At 48.3% G+C, this 20,107-nt stretch carries 17 protein-coding genes; all 17 read left to right on the top strand.

Going from position 1 to position 20,107, the window contains the following annotated elements:
• Nucleotides 1-38 precede the first annotated feature (38 nt).
• The 17 genes from MHH60_RS01730 to MHH60_RS01810 all read left to right on the top strand — a co-directional run bounded on the left by MHH60_RS01730 (nt 39) and on the right by MHH60_RS01810 (nt 20,073).
• On the top strand, nt 39-932 hold the full coding sequence (locus tag MHH60_RS01730; protein WP_076133227.1) for a LysR family transcriptional regulator: 894 nt from the start codon (nt 39-41) through the stop codon (nt 930-932).
• 119 nt (nt 933-1,051) lie between these two features.
• The gene (locus tag MHH60_RS01735; RefSeq protein ID WP_076133225.1) at nt 1,052-1,558 is read left to right on the top strand and encodes a GNAT family N-acetyltransferase; all 507 of its coding nucleotides are present in this window, start codon (nt 1,052-1,054) and stop codon (nt 1,556-1,558) included.
• A gap of 13 nt (nt 1,559-1,571) precedes the next feature.
• Nucleotides 1,572-2,429 carry a transporter substrate-binding domain-containing protein gene (locus MHH60_RS01740; RefSeq protein ID WP_076133223.1) on the top strand — a complete coding sequence of 286 codons (858 nt, stop codon included), beginning with the start codon at nt 1,572-1,574 and terminating at the stop codon, nt 2,427-2,429.
• Between the two features lie 33 nt (nt 2,430-2,462).
• Entirely contained in the window at nt 2,463-3,248 is a 786-nt protein-coding gene (locus tag MHH60_RS01745; protein ID WP_076133222.1) for an amino acid ABC transporter permease, read from the top strand.
• Complete coding sequence (locus tag MHH60_RS01750) at nt 3,245-3,955, top strand: amino acid ABC transporter permease (protein ID WP_036677282.1); 711 nt, start codon at nt 3,245-3,247, stop codon at nt 3,953-3,955. Before MHH60_RS01745 ends, MHH60_RS01750 begins: the two co-directional genes overlap by 4 nt.
• A complete protein-coding gene (locus MHH60_RS01755; RefSeq protein ID WP_076133220.1) occupies nt 3,952-4,704 on the top strand; it encodes an amino acid ABC transporter ATP-binding protein in 753 nt (250 codons plus the stop codon). The genes MHH60_RS01750 and MHH60_RS01755 overlap by 4 nt, the downstream gene beginning before the upstream one ends.
• Nucleotides 4,705-4,715: 11 nt before the next feature.
• Nucleotides 4,716-5,732 carry an LLM class flavin-dependent oxidoreductase gene (locus MHH60_RS01760; protein ID WP_076133219.1) on the top strand — a complete coding sequence of 339 codons (1,017 nt, stop codon included), beginning with the start codon at nt 4,716-4,718 and terminating at the stop codon, nt 5,730-5,732.
• A 53-nt stretch (nt 5,733-5,785) separates the two neighbouring features.
• The gene (locus tag MHH60_RS01765; RefSeq protein ID WP_076133217.1) at nt 5,786-6,967 is read left to right on the top strand and encodes an amidohydrolase; all 1,182 of its coding nucleotides are present in this window, start codon (nt 5,786-5,788) and stop codon (nt 6,965-6,967) included.
• Nucleotides 6,964-8,136 carry an N-methyl-L-tryptophan oxidase gene (gene solA / locus MHH60_RS01770; RefSeq protein ID WP_076133215.1) on the top strand — a complete coding sequence of 391 codons (1,173 nt, stop codon included), beginning with the start codon at nt 6,964-6,966 and terminating at the stop codon, nt 8,134-8,136. Before MHH60_RS01765 ends, solA begins: the two co-directional genes overlap by 4 nt.
• Nucleotides 8,136-8,615: a DinB family protein gene (locus MHH60_RS01775; protein WP_076133213.1), complete on the top strand. Its 480-nt coding sequence runs from the start codon at nt 8,136-8,138 to the stop codon at nt 8,613-8,615. The genes solA and MHH60_RS01775 overlap by 1 nt, the downstream gene beginning before the upstream one ends.
• A gap of 75 nt (nt 8,616-8,690) precedes the next feature.
• Nucleotides 8,691-10,037: an LLM class flavin-dependent oxidoreductase gene (locus MHH60_RS01780; protein ID WP_076133212.1), complete on the top strand. Its 1,347-nt coding sequence runs from the start codon at nt 8,691-8,693 to the stop codon at nt 10,035-10,037.
• A 210-nt stretch (nt 10,038-10,247) separates the two neighbouring features.
• Nucleotides 10,248-11,141, top strand: a complete 894-nt coding sequence (locus MHH60_RS01785; protein WP_081388832.1) for an ABC transporter permease — start codon at nt 10,248-10,250, stop codon at nt 11,139-11,141.
• 6 nt (nt 11,142-11,147) lie between these two features.
• Complete coding sequence (locus tag MHH60_RS01790) at nt 11,148-12,044, top strand: carbohydrate ABC transporter permease (RefSeq protein ID WP_036677267.1); 897 nt, start codon at nt 11,148-11,150, stop codon at nt 12,042-12,044.
• Between the two features lie 31 nt (nt 12,045-12,075).
• Nucleotides 12,076-13,761 (top strand): hypothetical protein, encoded by a 1,686-nt coding sequence (locus MHH60_RS01795; protein ID WP_076133208.1) that lies wholly within the window; start codon nt 12,076-12,078, stop codon nt 13,759-13,761.
• Nucleotides 13,762-13,863: 102 nt separating this feature from the next.
• On the top strand, nt 13,864-15,654 hold the full coding sequence (locus tag MHH60_RS01800; RefSeq protein ID WP_076133206.1) for a cache domain-containing sensor histidine kinase: 1,791 nt from the start codon (nt 13,864-13,866) through the stop codon (nt 15,652-15,654).
• Complete coding sequence (locus MHH60_RS01805; RefSeq protein ID WP_076133204.1) at nt 15,654-17,258, top strand: response regulator; 1,605 nt, start codon at nt 15,654-15,656, stop codon at nt 17,256-17,258. Before MHH60_RS01800 ends, MHH60_RS01805 begins: the two co-directional genes overlap by 1 nt.
• 10 nt (nt 17,259-17,268) lie before the next feature.
• Nucleotides 17,269-20,073: a glycoside hydrolase family 2 TIM barrel-domain containing protein gene (locus tag MHH60_RS01810; RefSeq protein WP_076133203.1), complete on the top strand. Its 2,805-nt coding sequence runs from the start codon at nt 17,269-17,271 to the stop codon at nt 20,071-20,073.
• Nucleotides 20,074-20,107: the final 34 nt, after the last annotated feature.

The following is a 20,107-nucleotide window of genomic DNA, read 5'->3' on the forward strand; positions in this document are numbered from 1 at the left end:
GGAATAGTAAAATTAATATAAGCATAGGGGGATTAGGGATGAACATTGATAATATTGAGGCCTTTGTCTACATCAATCATTATGGAAGCTTCAATAAAGCGGCCGAAGTCCTATATATCTCACAGCCGACAGTAACGGCCCGGATTCAATCGCTAGAAAGGGAACTGGATTGCAAAGTGTTTGATCGGTTGGGGAAGCAGATTAACCTGACGGATAAAGGTAAACAGTTTCTACCCTATGCCCAGCAGATTCTCCAGATCTATCAGAACGGTAAATATCAGGTTCAGGCTAAGGGACACATTCCAAATGAACTGAGAATCGGCAGTACGGTCTCGGTTTCCAATTATTTAATGCCCCATCTGATGCTTCATTTAAAGCGCAGATATCCTCATATCACAATCAAGCTTATGACAGCTTCTACGGAAGTATTGACTGAAAAGTTAAAATCGAAAGAGCTTGATTTGGCTTTTATCCGTAAGGTCGTAAATCCGGCAATTCAAACCTTTCCTTTCTGCGAGGACCCCATCTCACTGTATGTACATGAGGGACACCGCTTTGCTAGAGCACAACGGGCTTCACTGGAGGATATCCGTCAGGAGACGTTGGTTTTTTTTGAATGCGGCTCTTTGGACTGGATGCGGCTGCATCGTGTTTTTGAGAGTATGGAACAGCCGCCGAAGATTGAATATCAGGTAGATAACCTGGAGACAGCCAAAAAGCTGGTATTGAAAAAAGCAGGCATCTGTTTTCTTCCCGCCCTCAGTGTGCAGGAGGAAGTGGCGGTTGGGTCACTGATCCGGGTGGATATTGCGGAGACGGAAGGCATCTCCTTGCGAACCAGCCTGATTTCGCTAAATGGAGAGAACGCAGAATTCATCAAAACCCTGCTAGAACTGGGGATTGGTAAAGTGGGAGATCGACTAATTGTATAGATGTATTAAAAAACTCTATTAGCGCATGGACACATGCAGTGATAAAGTTAATTGCATATAATCACGACTATTTCGATAGGGATTATAAAGTTAATTTTGGAAAGGCTGGAGGGCATGTGATGAGTGAGGTATACAGGCTGGCAGAACTGAAGGATGCGGAGCAATTGCTAGATGTTACATATCGTGCCTATCAGCTGATTCGTGAACTCGGGCTGCATTGGCCGGCGGCCACAGCCGACTTGGCGCTTATTGAAGACAATATAGCTACGAATGAGTGTTATGTGCTTGAAGTTGACGGAACGATAGTTGCGACCATAACCCTTTCAAAGGAAGAAGAGATTAAGAAGATTAGCCCACTGCCTTTTATCAAATGGTTTGCTGCTCATCCAGATTACAGTAACAGAGGTTATGGTGGAAAACTTTTGGATTGGGTGGAAGAGAACATTATTGCTGGTCAGTTAGGTTCGGCTGCAGTCACGCTGGCAACGGCGAAGAAACATCCGTGGTTGGTTCAAATGTATGAACGCCGGGGGTACGAACGGTTTTTAGAACTGGATCAGCAGAACGGTGACGGCATTATGTATCTGATGAAAAAAACACTTACAGACAAACCACAGTTCATTTAAAGGGGATAAAACAATGAAAAAGTCCATTTCACTAATATTTGCATCGGTATTGACACTGGCGATTGCCGGCTGCGGAAACAACAGTAACAGCGCTAGCAGCAATCAGAATGGAAATGCAGCAGAAGCTGCGGCACCGGCAAAGGATTCGGCAAAGGTAACTAAGATCATTGTGGGCACGGGTACTGCTTTTCCGAAAGTCTGCTTCATAGATGAGAACGGCAAACTCACCGGATTTGATGTGGAACTGCTCAAAGAAATCGATAAGCAGTTGCCAGAATATGAATTCGAATTTCAAACCATGGATTTCAGCAATCTGCTGCTGAGCCTGGAAACCAAAAAAATCGATTTGGTCGCCCATGTCATGGAAAAAAATCCGGAACGGGAGCTGAAATACTCTTTTAACAAAGAAGCCTATGCCCACTGGAGAAACCGCATTGTAGTGGCAAAGGATAACAATTCAATCCAATCGCTTGATGATCTCAAAGGGAAAAAGGTGCTTGTAGGTGCAACGAGTGCACAAGCACAAATACTCGAGAACTACAATAAAGAGAATGACAATGCGATTGATATCGTGTATCAGAATGGTGCAGCGAATGATACCGTCGCACAGATTAGTACTGGTCGTGTGGACGCAACGCTGGCTGCAGATTTTGTCCTGCCGATCATTGATCCGCAGAATCAGCTAAAAGCAACGGGCGACGAGCTGTCCTCCGCGGACATTCTCTATGTTTTCCGTAAGGATGCTGCCGATTCACAAAAGCTGTCAGATGCGATTGACAGTGCGATTAAAGAGCTGAAGACAGACGGCACACTAGGCAAGCTTAGTACGGAATGGTTGGGTGCGGATGTTACAGCGGATTCGGTGAAATGATTGAGCCGGTGAGCACGGGAAGGGAGGGAATATATGGGCGCACAGTTTGATATCAGCTTTGTATTTTCGTTTTTGCCTAAGTTACTAGGGACTTTAAGCACTACGCTTCTGATTGTCGCCTGTTCTCTACTGACAGGAATTCTTGTCGGCTTTCTCGTAGCTCTGCCAAGACTTTATAAAGTACCTGTGTTAAAAACCATCTCCGAAATCTATATTTCTTTTTTTCGGGGAACTCCGATCCTTATCCAGCTCTTCTTGTTTTATTATGGTCTGCCCGAAATTATGAAGCTGGTTCATGTCGATATGACCCGGACTCCCGTGCTTGTTTTTGTGATTCTTACTTACGGGCTGCATACGGGGGCATACATGTCCGAAATGATCCGGGCTTCTGTAATGGCGGTGGATAAGGGGCAGGTAGAGGCTGCTTATGCTACAGGGATGACGGGGTTTCAAGCCTTTACGCGAATCGTACTGCCGCAGGCGCTCGGAATCGCAGTTCCGGTATTCTCCAATCTGGTGATTGCTCTACTGAAAGATACGTCATTGGCCTTTACTCTTGGGGTGATGGAAATGTCAGGTAAAGCTCAGACGCTAGGCAGTTTAACTCAGCATTTTATTGAAACGTATATCGCGCTTGCGCTAATCTATCTGGTCATCAGCTTTACAATCGAGAATCTGCTGCTTATAGCAGAACGCCGGCTGTTACGGCATGAGAAACGGAATACACCGGAGAAAAAATCGTTCAAAATCAACAAAAGCTGGTCCTACCGCCGCATCATTGCTGAACTTGGACCGGGTAAAGGAGGTAGCGGATTATGAAGCTGGACCCATCTTTTATCTGGACTGCTCTGGTGCAAATTTTAAGTGCAATTCCTGTGACCTTATCTATTACTGTTGTCTCAGTACTCATTGGATTTGTGATTGGTGTGGCTGTAGCGTTGATCCGGATATACAGAATTCCGCTGCTGTATCCGCTGGCTGTCGGTTATGTTACGTTCATCCGCGGGACACCGATGCTGACACATCTTTTGCTCATCTATTTTGGGCTTCCCGTATTAATCGATGGTCTGGCGGTACAGTTCGGCTGGAGCTTCAGGTCGGTATCGATTCCGATGATCGGTTTTGCCTATATTTCGTTCTCGATTACAGCGGGAGCCTATATGTCCGAGGTCGTCCGTTCAGGTCTGCTTGCAGTGGATCGGGGTCAGCTGGAAGCGGCACATTCTATCGGCATGACCACGCCCCAGGCACTGCGGCGGATTGTTTTTCCTCAGGCGCTGGCGGCGAGTCTGCCCAATCTGTCAAATTCGGTAATTGGTATGCTGCATGGATCTACCCTTGCTTTTACCGTTTCGGTGGTGGATATCAATGCTAAGGCGCAAATTGTTGCTTCAACGAACTGGAAGTTTTTTGAGGCTTATCTGGCGGCAGCACTGATTTTCTGGGGACTTACGTTCCTGATCGAACGCGTGACGTCGCTGATTGAAAAAAGAATTAATCTGTACAATCGAGGTGGAGTAGCATGATCAAGCTTGCGCAAATTTCGAAGTCATTCGGTCGGAATCAGGTGCTCAACAATATAGATTTAACGGTGACGAAGGGTGAAGTTGTCGTCATTCTCGGTCCCAGCGGCTCAGGCAAAACGACACTTTTACGCTGTGTGAATTATCTGGAGAAGCCAAGCAGCGGAGAGATTGCCATCGGCGATTTCAAAGTGAACTGCAAGCACGCCCGTAAAAAGGAGATTCATCTGCTCCGGCATAAAACGGCAATGGTGTTCCAGCAGTACAATTTATTCCGCCATAAAACCGCGCTGGAGAACGTGATGGAGGGACTGCTGATTGTCAAAAAGCTTCCGAAGGACGAAGCGAAAAATCGGAGTATCGCCCTACTTGAAAAGGTTGGTCTTGGCAGCAAGCTGGACGCCTATCCAAGTCAGCTGTCCGGAGGCCAACAGCAGCGGGTTGGCATTGCCCGTGCCTTGGCGCTCGAGCCGGAGGTTATATTGTTCGACGAACCCACATCGGCGTTGGACCCAGAGTTAGTGGGTGAGGTGCTGGCCGTCATCCGTAAAATTGCCAAGGAAGGCATCACAATGATTGTGGTGACTCATGAAATGGGCTTTGCTCGCGAGGTGGCGAATCATGTGGTTTTTATGGACGGAGGCGTCATTGTTGAAGAAGGGACACCGGCAGAGCTGTTTAACCATCCGCGCGAAGAAAGAACGAAGCAGTTCCTGAAGCGGATCACACCTGAATTTAACTATTCCATATAGGAGGCAAAACAATGGCTATTACAATCAGCGTACTTGATCAAAGTCCGATCTATCCGGGAGAAACGCCGGAGGAAGCATTCCAGCATACGATCAAGCTGGCACAACTGTCCGAAGAGCTTGGATTCCACCGGTTCTGGGTTTCAGAGCATCATGACTCCGAGCAGGTAGCCGGCTCTTCCCCGGAAGTACTTATCTCACATCTTCTGGCTAAAACAGAGCGAATCCGCATTGGATCCGGTGGCATCATGCTCCAGCATTACAGCCCGTATAAGGTAGCGGAGAACTTCAATGTGCTGTCTACACTGGCTCCTGGACGAGTGGATCTCGGTGTGGGACGTGCTCCCGGTGGACTCCCACGCAGCACACAGGCACTACAGCAGGGAAAAGCTGAGACCCCAGACCTGACGGACAAAATCATCGAGCTGGAAAAGTATGTACATAACCGCCTCGAAGAAAACCATCCGCTGGCAGGGTTGAAGGCAGGTCCCCTTCCTGGTATTCCTCCCGAGCTGTATGTCCTTGGCGCGAGTGTAAGCAGCGCGGAAATTGCCGCTGAACTGGGGTTACCGTACGTATTCTCCCTGTTTATTAACAGCGATAAGGCGGTAGCGCTGGATGCCATTCGTGCTTACCGCAGCGGTTTCGCTTCTTCACAGGGCAGACAACCGCAAGCGATTATCGCTTTAGCGTTAGTGGTGGCTGAGACTGAGGAGGGAGCGAAAGAACTGGCAGGTGCGCATAAGCTGATCCGGATTCAACTGGCGAGCGGGAAGAAGCTGACAGTAGGGACCTTGGAACAGGCGGAGGAATTTGCCCGCCAGAGCAATGAAGCCTACACGATTGAAGAGCTGGAATCGGAGATTACCAAGGGAACAAAATCATCTGTCCGTGAACAGTTGTTGGAACTTTCAGAGGCATCCGGTGTCGAGGAGTTCATCATAACGACGAATGTACAGCCCTTTGACAAACGGCTCCGATCCTTTGAGCTACTGAGCGAAGCAATCGCTGAAGTGGCTGCAGAGGCATAAAGCGGGCGGGCTCGGTATCACACAGGAAATCGTGTAAAGGAGGATGACTGTATATGACAAGTAAAGCTAAAGAGTTGAGTGCGGAAGCGCTTGAAGAAGAATTAATCGGGATACGCCGTCATCTGCACCGGCACCCGGAACTGTCCAATGAAGAATATGGCACAACAGAATATATTATTTCTCTGCTGGAGCGGGCAGGAGTCAGGATCGTAGAATACGGTCTGTCTACCGGCGTGATCGCAGAGATTGGCGGTAAAAAGCCTGGTTCGGTCATCGCACTGCGCGCAGATATTGATGCCTTGCCAATCCAGGAGGAAAGCGGAGTATCCTTTGCTTCATTACATCCCGGCAAAATGCATGCCTGCGGGCATGATTTCCATACGGCTGCCTTGATTGGTGCCGCCTATCAATTGAAACAGCGAGAGCAGCAATTACAGGGAACGGTGCGCCTGTTATTCCAACCAGCGGAGGAGAAGGCGCAGGGTGCACAACGAATCATTGCTAGCGGGGCACTAGAAGACGTCCGGGCAGTGATCGGGCTGCATAACAAGCCAGACCTGCCAGTCGGAACCATCGGTATTAAGGGTGGTCCTTTAATGGCAGCAGCTGACGGGTTTGTGATTGAAGTGCAGGGTGGCAGTTCTCATGCTGCCGTTCCGGAAGCTGGTATAGACCCGATTGTAGCGGCTTCGCATATTGTGACGGCATTCCAGTCCATTGTAAGTCGCAATGTCATTCCTCTGCAGAGTGCGGTGGTTAGTGTGACGCAGATTCACAGCGGCAATTCATGGAACATTATCCCCGAAAAAGCCGTGCTTGAAGGGACGATCCGCACCTTTGATGAAACGGTGCGCAGCAAAGTGCTGGACCGGTTTCAGGAAGTGGCGGTCGGTGTAGCAGCGGCTCTTGGAGCAGAAGCTACCGTTCGCTGGATAGAAGGGCCACCTCCGGTTATCAACGATCCCTCCCTAGCAGCGCTTGGAGTTGAATCGGTCGAAGCTCTTGGCTACCGAGCGATTCAGCCAGAGCTTTCTCTGGCTGGAGAGGATTTCGCCTTCTATCAGCGCGTGGTACCCGGACTGTTCGTTTTTGTAGGTATTGAAGGAAGCCAGGAGTGGCATCATCCGGCCTTCAATCTGGATGAACGTGCACTCCCTGTGGCAGCACATTTCCTTGCGGATGTAGCTGTACGATCCCTAGTGCAGTACAGTCCCGATGGAGGTGCAGAATTATAGCTGAACATAACAGTTACGATGTAATTATCGTCGGGGCAGGCTCGATGGGCATGAGCGCCGGTTACTATCTTGCGAGGCGCGGAGTGAAGACGCTGCTAATTGATGCCTTTGATCCTCCACATACACAGGGAAGCCATCACGGGGAAACCCGGCTGATCCGGCATGCTTACAGTGGAGATCCCGCCTACATTGATTTGGCTCTGCGGGCAGATCGTTTATGGCAAGAAGCCGAGCAGTTGAGCGGAATAGAACTGCTTGTCCGCTCGGGCGTTTTGAATCTTGCAGATAGTGCAGTGTATTCCTTCAGCGGTCGTCTCGCGGAAGCAAAGAAACGGAAGGTGCAGGTCCAGCATATGGATGCCGGAGAGATCCGGCGGCGCTGGCCGGGATTGAACATTCCGGACACATTCGCGGCAATGTATGAACCAGATGCCGGCTATTTGTATAGCGAGCGCTGTATCTCCGCCTACCTCCAGCTTGCTCTTGGACAGGGTGCGGAGCTGTTGATGAACACTTCGGTAGTAAACGTCACCGCCCGCGAAAGTAGTGTAACAGTTCATACAACAAACGGCGATTATCACGGAGCGTCAGCTATTCTTAGTGCCGGAGCCTGGTTTGGTGCGTTAGCGCCTTTTGTGCATTTGCCAATCAAGGCGATCCGTAAAGTTGTGGGCTGGTTTGAGAGCTCACCTGCTTTTGCTGCCGGTAACTTCCCTGGCTTCACGCTAGGAGCTGAGGAAGGTGGCTATTATGGCTTTCCCAGCATTGATGGAGCCGGTCTGAAGATCGGCCGGCACGATACGGGGCTGGAATGGAAACCAGGCACACTACTTGCTCCCTTTGGCAGTGAAGCCAGCGATGAGCAAGACCTCCGAAGAGTACTGGAGTCTTATATGCCGGGTGCAGCTGGCCGATTACTTAAAGGTTCTGTATGCAAATATGAGCATACGCCTGATGAAGATTTCATTATTGACCGCCATCCGCTCCACTCCAATGTGCTGGTAGCCGGAGGGTTCTCAGGGCATGGTTTTAAATTTTCTAGTGTTGTAGGTGAAATACTTGCTGATATGGCGACAAGTGGAGCTACCAACCACAACATCCAACCTTTTTCGTTATCACGTTTTGCACCTGATCATTCGCAAGCAGGCCTTATAATGGAGGGGATTTAATGAGCAAAGTTCAAATCAGTAATTTTTTAAGTACTTACAACCAGCTGGTGCATGCAACTGCAGGGTTAACAGAGGAACAGCTGAAATGGAAGGCGGAACCAACAAGTTGGAGTGTCACTGAGGTGCTGGCTCATCTAGCTGATCACAGCATTGTGGTTTCGTTCCGCATCCGTGATATTCTCGCTGCTACAACTGCGCAGCTGCCAGTCTTCAATCAGGACGCTTGGGTCAGCGGCCAGTACGCCAACAGTGGTTATGCTTCCGATAGCCTGGAGTTGTTCCGCAGCCTGCTTTATTATAACAGTCTATTGTTTGAACGGCTCAGCGCAGAGGATTGGGAGAAAAGCGGGATTAACTTCAAGGGGGAGATCGTGAAAATTTCCGATATCGTCCATAGCTTCACCGCACATGTGGAAAGGCATCTTGGCCAGATCGAGCGAATCAAGCAGGGCGCAGTCAATGCATCGTTCGTGCAATGAATACTTTCAAAGTTAGTTTTGCATGAAGTAAAAGCTGGGAATCGTATGCTCACAAAACTTTTAGGAGGAATGAACATGACCAAACCAAAACAACTGAAGCTAGGCGCACTGCTGCATGGAGTAGGAGGCAGCACGTCGATGTGGCGCCATCCCGATGCAAAGCCGGATGCAAGTGTAAACTTTGAATTATACAAAGCGTGGGTACAGAAGGCAGAAGAAGGCAAGCTGGATCTGATCTTCATCGCAGACGGTTTGTACATTAATGAAAAGTCCATTCCGCATTTCCTTAACCGGTTTGAGCCGCTGACCATCCTTAGCGCACTCGCCGCCGTGAGCACCAACATTGGTCTGGTTGGTACCCTGTCCACCTCCTACAGTGAACCGTTTACCGTCGCGCGTCAATTCGGCTCATTGGATGTAATCAGCGGTGGCCGGGCCGGCTGGAATGTGGTGACTTCACCGCTGGAAGGCTCTGCCTCGAATTACAGCAAAACAGAGCATCCTGACCATGGCAAGCGCTACCGTATTGCTACCGAATATTTGCAGGTGACACGCGGATTATGGGATTCCTGGGAGGATGATGCGTTTGTTCGAGACAAAGAAACAGGTGTTTTCTTTGATCCGCAAAAAATGCATACCCTGGACCATCAAGGCGAGTTTTTCTCTGTGAAAGGACCGCTCAATATTGCCCGTTCGAAGCAGGGGCAGCCAGTCGTGTTTCAGGCAGGTTCCTCAGAAGTTGGTAAAAATTACGCCTCAAAGGAAGCGGATGCTATCTTCACTGGCCACGAAACGCTAGAAGATGCCCAGGCATTCTATAGTGATGTTAAGACACGGGTAGCTTCATTTGACAGGGAGCCGAATGAGGTGCTGATCTTTCCTGGCATTGCACCAATCATTGGCGACACACCAGAGGAAGCAGAGCGCAAATATCAGGAGGTTGCTGGTCTCGTGACGATTGAGAATGCACTGAACTATTTGGGCAGATTCTTCGAGCATCATGATTTCTCGCAATATCCGCTGGATGAACCGTTCCCTGAGCTTGGCGAGTTGGGGCGCAATAGTTTTCAGAGCGGCACGGATAAAATCAAAAAGGACGCGAAGGAGAGAGGCTTAACACTAAGACAGGTCGCCTTACAATCCGCTACCCCGCGCAGCAGCTTTATTGGCACACCTGAGCAAGTGGCTGATCAGATTCAAACCTGGTTTGAGGGTGGAGGAGCAGACGGATTTATGATCGCCGCTGCTGTTCCTAACGGATTGGAGGAATTCGTCGATCGGGTAGTGCCGATTCTGCAAGAGCGGGGCCTGTTCCGCACTGAATACGAAAGTAGCACCCTGCGTGGAAATCTCGGTATTCCATTGCCAGAGAACCGCTATTCCAAGGCTTCACAACCGGTAGGGCAAAAAGCCGTACATTAACAATAATATTAATTTGAATTTGAATAATTAGCTTTCGTCATAAAAATGTAACGCAGCCGTTTAAGGCTGCGTTTATTTGCGTGTGCGCGGAGCTTGTCTAACAACGTAAGCGCTTTAAAGAACCAATCAGAGCAATAGATAACCAATCACTGTTATATAGGCAGGGTTCCCGCTGCACCTTATGATAGAAATATCAAGGAGGGATGTAAATTGTACGCTAAGTTCTACAAGTACCGATGGCAATATTTAATGATTCTTCCGGGAGTGCTGTTGCTATTTCTGTTCAGCTATATTCCGATGGCAGGGATTCAGGTCGCCTTCCGCGACTTTCAGATTGGCACCTCGATCTGGAACAGCGCATGGGTGGGATTAGACAACTTTTCTTTCCTGCAAGATCCCCAGTCTTTAACTGTCGTCAAAAACACGTTATATATATCCGTGCTTAAGTTCATCTTCGGATTCCCGGCACCGATTCTACTGGCACTGGTGATTAACGAGGTAACCCGGCCTGTATTTAAGCGATTCGTGCAATCGGTCAGCTATTTGCCACATTTTTTCTCATGGATTGTAGTCGCTTACATCCTGCAGTCTTTTCTGACTTTGGATGGTGGGCTGGTCAATCAGTTCATCGAGAAAGCAGGTGGTGATCCCGTATTTTTTCTAGGTTCCACGGAGTGGTTCCGGCCCATGGTTATATTAAGCGGCTTGTGGAAAGAGACCGGCTGGAACACGATTCTCTATTTGGCTGCGATCACAACGATTGATCCGCAATTGTATGAATCCGCCAAAGTAGAGGGTGCAGGAAAGCTAGCCCAGATTCGGCATATTACCTTCCCGGGTATTCTACCGACAATATCGATTGTGCTCATTCTGAGTATCCCAAGCCTGATTTCAGTAGGGATGGATCAGATTTATCCGCTGATGAATTCTGCTAATCAAGGGGTCGCGGATGTACTGGATACGTATATCATCCGCAACGGATTGCAGCAGGGATATTTTGGGATGGCGACCGCAGTGGGATTGTTATCCTCAGTGATCAGCTTGATATTGGTTGTTTCGACTAATCAGTTATCCAGAAAAATAAATGGTGAAGGATTATGGTGATGGCATATGAAGCTCAGCAGAGGTGAAAAAATAGCTCAATACGTCATCGTCATAGTACTGGCCGGTCTGTGCTTGTCTGTACTATATCCATTCCTGTACATGCTGGCCATCTCACTGAATGACGGTGCAAGTGCGGCCAAAGGTGGCGTGTATCTATGGCCCAAGAATTTCACATTAATTAATTATGAGATTGTATTAGGAAATGAGATTATCCGCCAGTCTTATCTAATTACAATCGCTAGGACAGTCATTGGCACATTCGCAGGACTTATCGTCACACTTCTGGTGGCCTTTGGCTTGTCCTACCGCGGTCTACCATTAAGAAGCACGATACTAGGCTATATTCTTTTAACCATGTTATTCAGTGGAGGACTGGTTCCTTTCTATATTCAGCTTAATAATCTCGGGCTTATCAACACGTTCTGGGTGTATATTTTCCCCGGGCTGTTCTCGGTCTGGAACATGTTTGTCATGCTGAAGTTTATACAGGGAATCCCTGAAGCTCTGGTAGAATCCGCTGAACTAGATGGAGCCGGTCCTGTTCGTACGCTGATTCAGATTATTATTCCACTCTCTCAACCTATGCTTGCAGCGCTGGGTCTGTTTACCGCAGTGGGACACTGGAATGATTGGTTCGCCGGTGCTTTCTTCGTCACGAAGCAGAATCTGATTCCGGTGCAGACCTTCCTGCAGCAATTGCTCGCTGCTCAGGATTTATCCGCTGTCCTTGGCTCGAATACCAACCAGGAAGCTTTGGCGAGAAGCTCACAAATGCAGAACATTACGCTGATGTCGATTAAGATGGCAGTCGTTATGGTGAGTGCAATCCCCATCCTGTGTGTGTATCCGTTCCTGCAGAAATATTTTGTGAAAGGAGTTCTTGTAGGGTCAGTAAAAGGTTGATTTACAATAATAGAACAGGGGGAAATAATCAATGATGATCAAAAAAACGGGTCTAGCCGCCTTGGCTGCAGTAACCTTACTGATGTCTATTGCCGGATGCTCCGGATCAGGTGGGAATACTGCGAACAAGCCTGGAAGTGACAATGAAACGTCAAGTAACCAGCCCGCTAGTGGCTCGACTTCCTTTAATCTCTGGCTCGGATGGACGGCAACCATCAATAATGATAGTTTGGTCCAGAAATATTGGCGTGAACAGGAGCCTGGAGTAAATGTGAAGCTGGAAACCACTCAAGGCGACGCGATGACTGCACTTAATTTGAAGATAAACACTGGCGGCTTTGAGGATGCAGCTATCTTCAGCCGAAACGAAACGGTCAAAAGCGCGATGAACCGGTCGAAACAGCTTATGCCGCTAGAGCAGTATTTCGACATGCCTGACAAATATCCGGGACTTGCGTCTATTCCAAAGCAGTATCTGGAACTTATGAAGGATAATGAGGGTCATATCTGGTCCATCCCTACCTGGTTTGACCAAAACCCGGAAGATCCGTGGCCAGGTTGGGCATCTCAAGCCTGGATTGTCAGAAGTGATGTGCTGGAGAAAACAGGTATGACCAAAGAGGACTTAGCAACGTTGGAAGGAGTTGAGACCTTCCTTCGGAAAGCTACAGAAGTGAAGGACGCTTCCGGCAAATCGCTTATTCCTTTATCATTCCTGATGGACACTAGTGATAATCTGGGCTGGAGTGATGAAAACGCGATTTTGACAGCATTCGGGGTGACTACAGCGGGTAATGGCGTTGACAAACGCGGCGATGATTTTGTATTCGCTTACGACGATCCCAATTATAAAGCAGCTTATCAATGGATGAACAAGATGTACCAGGAGAAGTTGATCGATCCTGAGGTCGTCACCAGCAAAAAAGAACAGTATACAGAAAAGAACAAATCAGGTCGTATTGCCTTCAATGTCGGCAGCTTCTGGAACATTCCTGCCTCAGCCTGGGAGACATTGGACGGCCCAACAGAGCCAGGGTGGTTTTACGAAGCGATCCCTTTTCCTAAAGTGAATGGTGTAGAGAAAGTCGGAATTAATCAGGTTACCAATCCGAATCCAGGCTATGATGTCTATGTTAGTGAAAAAACTAAAAATCTGGAAGCTATTCTGAAATTCTTCGATTATACCTTGCAGCCGAAACCTGAGCAGCAGCAGGTCATTAATGAAGGACCGGCGGGATTATACTGGGATTGGATTGATCAACCGTTGGGCAAATGGAAATTCACAGACGAAACCTACAAGACGAGCCGCAATTCCGGAGACACCGCACAAAAAGCTAAAGTCACCCCTGAGCTTTACATGACTGCCTCTTACAGCAATGAATGGTACCCATGGTGGAACACAGAGGATGCAGGAAAAGCCGGAGCTGCTAAGACAATTAAGTTCACAGAAGCTATCGGCAAAATGGGAACGATCCGCGTGGCAGAGCCTTATGATCTATTCCAGATGAAACAGGGCGGCGCATGGGAGAAATATTCACCGGAGATCGAAAATATCCGCAAGGAATATCGAGCCAAGCTTTTAATGGCCAAAGACGAGGGGCAATTCGAGAAGAATTGGAGCGATTTCCAAGCAGCACTAGAGAAGCGTGGGCACTGGAGTGAAGTCAAGCAGGAGTGGCTGGATACGTACAAGGAGGAAGTAACAGCCTTGCAATAGACAACCGTGATGCTCTTTCAGTCGCGGATCTTAAACGATAAAAAATTAATGGAGCACCTCTCACTTGGAGGGGGCTCCCTTTGCACTTCATGGGGGGAATCTATGATTAAACAACAAATAGAGAAATGGATCATCCGTATGACCCGATCCATGAACCTGAGGAGTAAAATTGTATTATTCTACGGATTAATTGTATTTCTCCCCACCGTACTGCTGGCTGCAGGTGCAGGGTACATGATGCTTCATACGGTGCGGGCCAATTATATGCTTACGATCAGGGAAGCCGTTCGGCAAAGTGCGCAGAGTATTGAATTCAGGAAGCAAAGCTATGATCTGCTGGCTACCCGGACGGCTACGGATGGTGAGCTGATCTCTAGATTAGCCAGGGACTATGCGGATATCGATGAACAATTGGGTACGGTCAATTATGTGGACCGATCCTTTCTGCTCACCAGCAAATACTTGCCAGGTATTGAGAATTTCCGGATCTATCATACCAACGATACACTAGTTCAAGATGGAGGGCTTCTGTGGAAGCCGGAAGAACGTAGCCTTTCGGGCATTCGAGAGCGGGATTGGTATATGAAAATGCTTCGCACAACAGACAATCTGGTATGGACTAATGCAGCGGACGACAGGACTAAGCTAGTGGTGTCCTATAAAATTCTGAACGCGTATGGAGATGTTTACGGGATTGTGTACCTGTTACTGAACTATAACGGTGTCTTCATGGAATCGTTCGAGCATCCTTTTGAAGGGGCCGGAGAATTGTATATTGTTGACGACAACGATCGAATTATTGCATCCTCGGAGCCCTCAGAAATTGGCAGCCGGTTATCCTCATCCTCCTTAGGTCAGTACTGGAACAACTCGTTGGAAACATCGGCGACAAAAAGCGGGATGATGCTGATCACTCAGGAGATTAAGTCTGGCTGGACGGTTGCCGCGCTTGTGCATCTTGACCGACTGGAGGAGCAGTCTACACGGATTATGTACTATATCGGAGCAGGTATTGCATTTTTCCTACTGCTGTCTATATTTCTAGTTATGATTGTACTTAAAAATGTGATTTGGCGGATCCGCAAGCTGGGCACCCGAATGACAGATATCTCACAGGGCTATTTCGAAGTTACAGTGAGAAACCGTGACAACGATGAGCTGGGTGAACTTGAGATATTGTTCAATTCCATGTCTGGCCGTTTGAGAAAACTGGTCGAAGAACATACAGAGGCCATGCTCAAAGAGCGGGAGCAATCATTCAGGGCGTTGCAGGCACAGATTAACCCTCATTTCATCTATAATTCGCTAAGTCTGATCCGTTGGCGGGCATTAGATCAGCAGGACGAATTGCAAATCCGAACCATAGATGCGCTGACGACATTCTATCGGCTGGCACTCAATAACCGGGTTAATGTGACGCTGATCCGTGACGAAATTGAGCATCTTAAGGCGTATATCGAAATTCAGCAGCTGCGTTATCCCGGTCAGGTATCCGTAGAGTGGCTGGTAGAGCCTGACGTTCTTGACCTGTACAGCATTAAGCTGATCCTACAGCCAACGGTCGAGAACTGTTATCTGCACGGGGGCATCACAACTAGAACTCATGCTTTTATACAAATTACGATCAAACGAGTGGAGAATACGGTGCAGTTTCAGATTTTTGATAATGGAAAAGGGATTGGCAGTGAGAAGCTGGATCAGATCCGTGCCGGCAGCTACACGGGGACGCAAAACGGATTCGGGATGAACAATATCCGTGAACGTCTTTCATTGTATTTTGGCACAGAGGGCCGCTTTGAGATTGACAGTGTAGAAGACGAATGGACTTGTGTAACCATTGATATCCCTGTTTGCAAGGAAAGTCCTGAGATAAAAAAGGGGGATGGAGCTTAATGAGGGCATTAATTGTCGACGACGAGCCTATGCAGATTCAAGGGCTTCTTCGTCATATTGGCTGGAAAGCTCTGGGGTATGAGGAACCGTTAACTGCATTATCTGGTGAAGAAGCACTAACAATCCTAGGAGAAACTCCTGTGGATGTGCTGATCGCTGACGTCTCGATGCCCGGTATGACAGGGATCGAGCTGCTCGCCAGATGCAGAGCGGATTATCCGTTACTCCAGTCTTTACAGACTGTGATGATTAGTGGATATGACGAGTTTGAATTTGTGCAGGAGGCTATACATCTGGGAGCTAAAGCTTACGTTCTGAAGCCCATCAAGACGGAAGAACTCGAAATGAAACTGGCGGCGTTCAGAGAAGTAGTTGAGAAGAAAAAACAGATTGAACAGGAAACCACTGTACTTAGGGAGAAAGTTACAGAGAGCTATGAGGTGCTGCAGGAACGTTTCGTCAAAGATATGGTCGAAGGCTGGATCCACAGTGATGAGCTACTCGAATCCTGGCGGCGTCTGCTGGATCTGCCTATTGGGGAATGGCAGACAACATTATTCCTGTTCGGATATGACCGCAGGTTCCTAGATAATCCGCATGATGCCAAGGATCGGATCCTGCTTAGCGAAGGGTTATTGAACTGCGTTAAGACGGGTCTATCTGGCTTCTCCGGTACCTATATAGGGAAGACAGGAGCGGATGAATTGGCCGTCATTGTGCTGAACGCAACGCCATTGGTGCGGGCAAGACTTGAGAAGCAGCTTGCGTTTATCCAAGATATCCTAAGAGAGCAGTATAAAGCTTCCGTCTCGGTAGGAATCAGCAGAGAGTGTTTGTTCTGGACGGAAATACCGTTGCTTTATAAGGAAGTAAGGCATATGATGACCGGTGCCAGGCTGGCCGGCTACGGACAAATCCTCTATTTCGACCGGAACTTGATGAATGAATATCATGATTTCCGGTTGCGTGAAGAATACATTCCGGAAATCGTTAAGCTACTGGACAGAGGAGAGAGCGATAAAGCTTCCGCATATTTCAATCATGCTTTCGAAGTGTTACTTGCGAGAGAGCCTGTATCCTTTTCCTATGTGCAGGCTTTGGGAATGGGTTTGCTTAGCGAACTAGCCAGAAAACTGAAGCGTATACATGAGAAGGATTCAGAGATGAACATCCTCATGTGGCAGCGGCTGATCGACTGTACAGGCGTAGATGAAGTCAGGAAGGTCGTACTGGAATATTTGGCGCAATATGCTAAGCTTAATCAAAGAGAGCAGGTCGCTCAGCAGCATAACCTTATCCAGCGGGTCGCCCGCCAACTGGAGGAGCATCTGCATGAGAACATGACTGTAAAGCAGCTTGCTGAGCAGTTTCACTTGAATCACAGCTATTTAAGTGTTCTCTTCAAAAAAGAAATGGGCCGCACGATTTCCGACTTCGTGCAGGAAGCGCGTATGAACAAAGCCAAGGAACTACTTCGTGACCCCAATATTAAGGTCTACGAGGTTGCCGAGCAAGTGGGCTTTCAAACCGCGGCTTATTTTACCTTCCTTTTTAAGAAAACAACCGGCACTACACCTCAGGAGTTCAGAGATTATCATTATTAGGAGTGATATTTTGCAGACAAAGATCAGCCTGAAAGGCGAATGGAAGTTGCAATTGGATGAGGGAAATCAAGGACTGGCATTGCCTTTTACAGATGTTATCACACTGCCGGGAACAACGTCCTACGCACGCAAAGGTTCGAAGAACGAGGATGTTTTAGTAAGCGCATTAACGGATGAGTATTTGTTTGAAGGGCAAGTCTGGTATTCAAAAGAGGTCGTCATTCCGGAAGAACTAGCCGGCAAAGTCTGCTTCCTATATTTGGAACGCACGAGGCTGACGACTCTATGGCTGGACAATCAGGAAATAGGCAGCCGTAACAGTCTGAACACCCCACATATATACGAGTTGCCGCAGCTTCAACCTGGGAATCATACGCTCACCATCCGTGTGGACAATACGGGTTACCCAACCAAAGGTGGACATTTAACGTCGCAGGATACCCAGACCAACTGGAATGGGATTACCGGACGTATGGAGCTTCAGTTCTATGGTGAGTCACGGCTCAGCGGCATCCGGCTCGATCCGGATCTCTCAGCCCGCTCAGTCCGAATCACGGCAACCTTGGACAGCAGGAACGAATCTATACTTACAGTGTCTGCGCAGAGCTTCAACAGCGACAATACACATGCTGTGGATCAGCGGGAGTACCCAGTCTCACCGGGTAGTTTTTCCGTCAACTATGAGCTTGGTCAAGACGCGCTGCTCTGGAGTGAAGGCGCTCCCAATCTTTATAACATAAACCTTGTTTTGAAAGACAGCGGTGGATATATAATGGACCGACAGGAGCTCGTTTTTGGATTGAAGGAATTCCGGGCAGAGGGCGATAAGTTTACAATCAACGGAGAAAAAACCTTCCTCCGCGGCAAACATGACGGCCTGATCTTCCCGCTAACCGGTTATGCCCCGACTGACGTCGAGGAATGGGTAAGAATCCTGGGCATCTCCAAGTCTTACGGCATCAATCATTATCGCTTTCATACCTGCTGTCCGCCGGAAGCTGCTTTCACCGCAGCGGATATGCTCGGTATCTACATGCAACCAGAGCTTCCATTCTGGGGAACAATCACAGAAGAAACCGACGAGGGCCATAATCAGGCGGAGCAGGACTATCTGATCAGCGAAGGCTATGCCATTCTTCAGGCTTTTGGCAATCACCCCTCCTTCGTGATGATGTCGCTTGGCAACGAGCTATGGGGCAGCAAAGCCAAGATTGATTCCTTCCTAAAGGACTATAAAGCATTTGATAACCGGATTCTCTATACACAGGGGTCCAATAACCACCAATGGGTGCCAGAAATTCTGGAACATGACGATTTCTTCAGCGGCGTGCGCTTCTCCAGAGATCGGCTGTTCAGAGGCTCCTATGCGATGTGTGATGCTCCATTAGGTCATGTCCAGATCGATCTGCCAGGCACGATGAAAGACTATGACGATCAGATCATCCCTCAGGATTTCTTCAACGGAGAGGGGATGGAAGCTGCCGCTGGCGGCGAGATCCAGATCCAGTATGGTACGGAAGCCAAGACGGTGAAGGCTGGAGATGCTTCCGCAGAATGGATACCGCACATTCCGGTAATCTCGCATGAGATTGGACAGTATGCTACCTATCCAAATTATGAGGAAATCGATAAATACAACGGTCCGCTCAAAGCCGAGAATTTCAAAATTTTCCGTGAACGACTGGAAAGTAAAGGGCTGGGTCATTTGGCCGCCAAATATTTCGAATGCTCGGGGCAACTGGCAGTAGCTTGCTACAAAGAGGAACTCGAGGCGGCATTCCGCTCCCGGAGGCTTGCGGGTTTCCAATTGCTTGATTTGCAGGATTTCAGTGGCCAGGGAACGGCGCTGGTGGGTGTCCTTGACGCCTTTATGGATTCCAAAGGAATGATAAGTGCTGAGGACTGGCGAACTTTTTGTAATGATGCCGTTCTGTTGGCGAGATTTCCCAAGTATAACTATGTCTCTGGTGAAACGTTCGATGCCCATGTTGAACTGAGCTGTTTCCGCAGTGGTATGCCGAGTGCATTTGATCTGCATTGGGAGCTTACCGCGGATAATGATATACTCGCCGCAGGTTCAACCGAGGTGGACGTACCTGCAGGAACGAATTATATCGATATCTGCGATCTGGCAATAAAACTACCTGAAGTTGACCGTATGAGTACTATCGTATTGTCCCTCTCCATACAGGGAACAGATATCCGTAAGAGCTATGACCTGTGGATTTATCCAGTGAAGAGTGGCAACATGCTGGAGGGTGTCCATGTCTTCGACAAGCTGTCTGATGATGCGCTTGCATTGCTGGAGCAAGGTGAGAATGTACTGCTTATGCCGAAACCGGAATCTCTCAAAAATGCTGTTGAAGGTTATTACTGCACAGATTTCTGGTGTTATCCAATGTTCCGCTCGATCTCAGAGAGCATGAACCGGCCAGTACCCATTGGTACTATGGGGCTGTTGATTGATAACAAGCACCCGGTGCTTCGTGAGTTCCCGAGCGAGGAATATTCTACTTATCCTTGGTGGAGTATTGTTGAGAATTCGAAATCGCTCATCATGGATGCAGCTGACCGCGATTGGAATCCCGTTGTGCAGACTATCGATAATTTTGAACGCAATCATAAGCTGAGTTTCCTAGTGGAATGCAGTGTAGGAGCAGGCAACCTGCTGATATGCGCATTGGATGCTGATAAGGTTAGTGATACGCCGGAAGGCAGACAGTTCTTATCCAGCCTTGCGGGTTATATGAAATCAGAGGATTTCAAGCCACAGTACAAGGCGAATGTTGCAGAACTTCTTGAGCTGATCCAATAGGCAGAGGCAGGCGATTACAAGGCACCTTATCGCA

This window comes from Paenibacillus sp. FSL H7-0716, from assembly GCF_038002705.1.
Lineage (GTDB): Bacteria > Bacillota > Bacilli > Paenibacillales > Paenibacillaceae > Paenibacillus_AQ > Paenibacillus_AQ odorifer.

Excerpts from the sequence above, each read along its gene's own strand:
- MHH60_RS01730 (WP_076133227.1), top strand. The coding sequence starts at position 39 with ATGAACATTGATAATATTGAGGCCTTTGTCTACATCAATCATTATGGA.
- MHH60_RS01735 (WP_076133225.1), top strand. The coding sequence starts at position 1,052 with ATGAGTGAGGTATACAGGCTGGCAGAACTGAAGGATGCGGAGCAATTG.
- MHH60_RS01740 (WP_076133223.1), top strand. The coding sequence starts at position 1,572 with ATGAAAAAGTCCATTTCACTAATATTTGCATCGGTATTGACACTGGCG.
- MHH60_RS01745 (WP_076133222.1), top strand. The coding sequence starts at position 2,463 with ATGGGCGCACAGTTTGATATCAGCTTTGTATTTTCGTTTTTGCCTAAG.
- MHH60_RS01750 (WP_036677282.1), top strand. The coding sequence starts at position 3,245 with ATGAAGCTGGACCCATCTTTTATCTGGACTGCTCTGGTGCAAATTTTA.
- MHH60_RS01755 (WP_076133220.1), top strand. The coding sequence starts at position 3,952 with ATGATCAAGCTTGCGCAAATTTCGAAGTCATTCGGTCGGAATCAGGTG.
- MHH60_RS01760 (WP_076133219.1), top strand. The coding sequence starts at position 4,716 with ATGGCTATTACAATCAGCGTACTTGATCAAAGTCCGATCTATCCGGGA.
- MHH60_RS01765 (WP_076133217.1), top strand. The coding sequence starts at position 5,786 with ATGACAAGTAAAGCTAAAGAGTTGAGTGCGGAAGCGCTTGAAGAAGAA.
- MHH60_RS01775 (WP_076133213.1), top strand. The coding sequence starts at position 8,136 with ATGAGCAAAGTTCAAATCAGTAATTTTTTAAGTACTTACAACCAGCTG.
- MHH60_RS01780 (WP_076133212.1), top strand. The coding sequence starts at position 8,691 with ATGACCAAACCAAAACAACTGAAGCTAGGCGCACTGCTGCATGGAGTA.
- MHH60_RS01790 (WP_036677267.1), top strand. The coding sequence starts at position 11,148 with ATGAAGCTCAGCAGAGGTGAAAAAATAGCTCAATACGTCATCGTCATA.
- MHH60_RS01795 (WP_076133208.1), top strand. The coding sequence starts at position 12,076 with ATGATGATCAAAAAAACGGGTCTAGCCGCCTTGGCTGCAGTAACCTTA.
- MHH60_RS01800 (WP_076133206.1), top strand. The coding sequence starts at position 13,864 with ATGATTAAACAACAAATAGAGAAATGGATCATCCGTATGACCCGATCC.
- MHH60_RS01805 (WP_076133204.1), top strand. The coding sequence starts at position 15,654 with ATGAGGGCATTAATTGTCGACGACGAGCCTATGCAGATTCAAGGGCTT.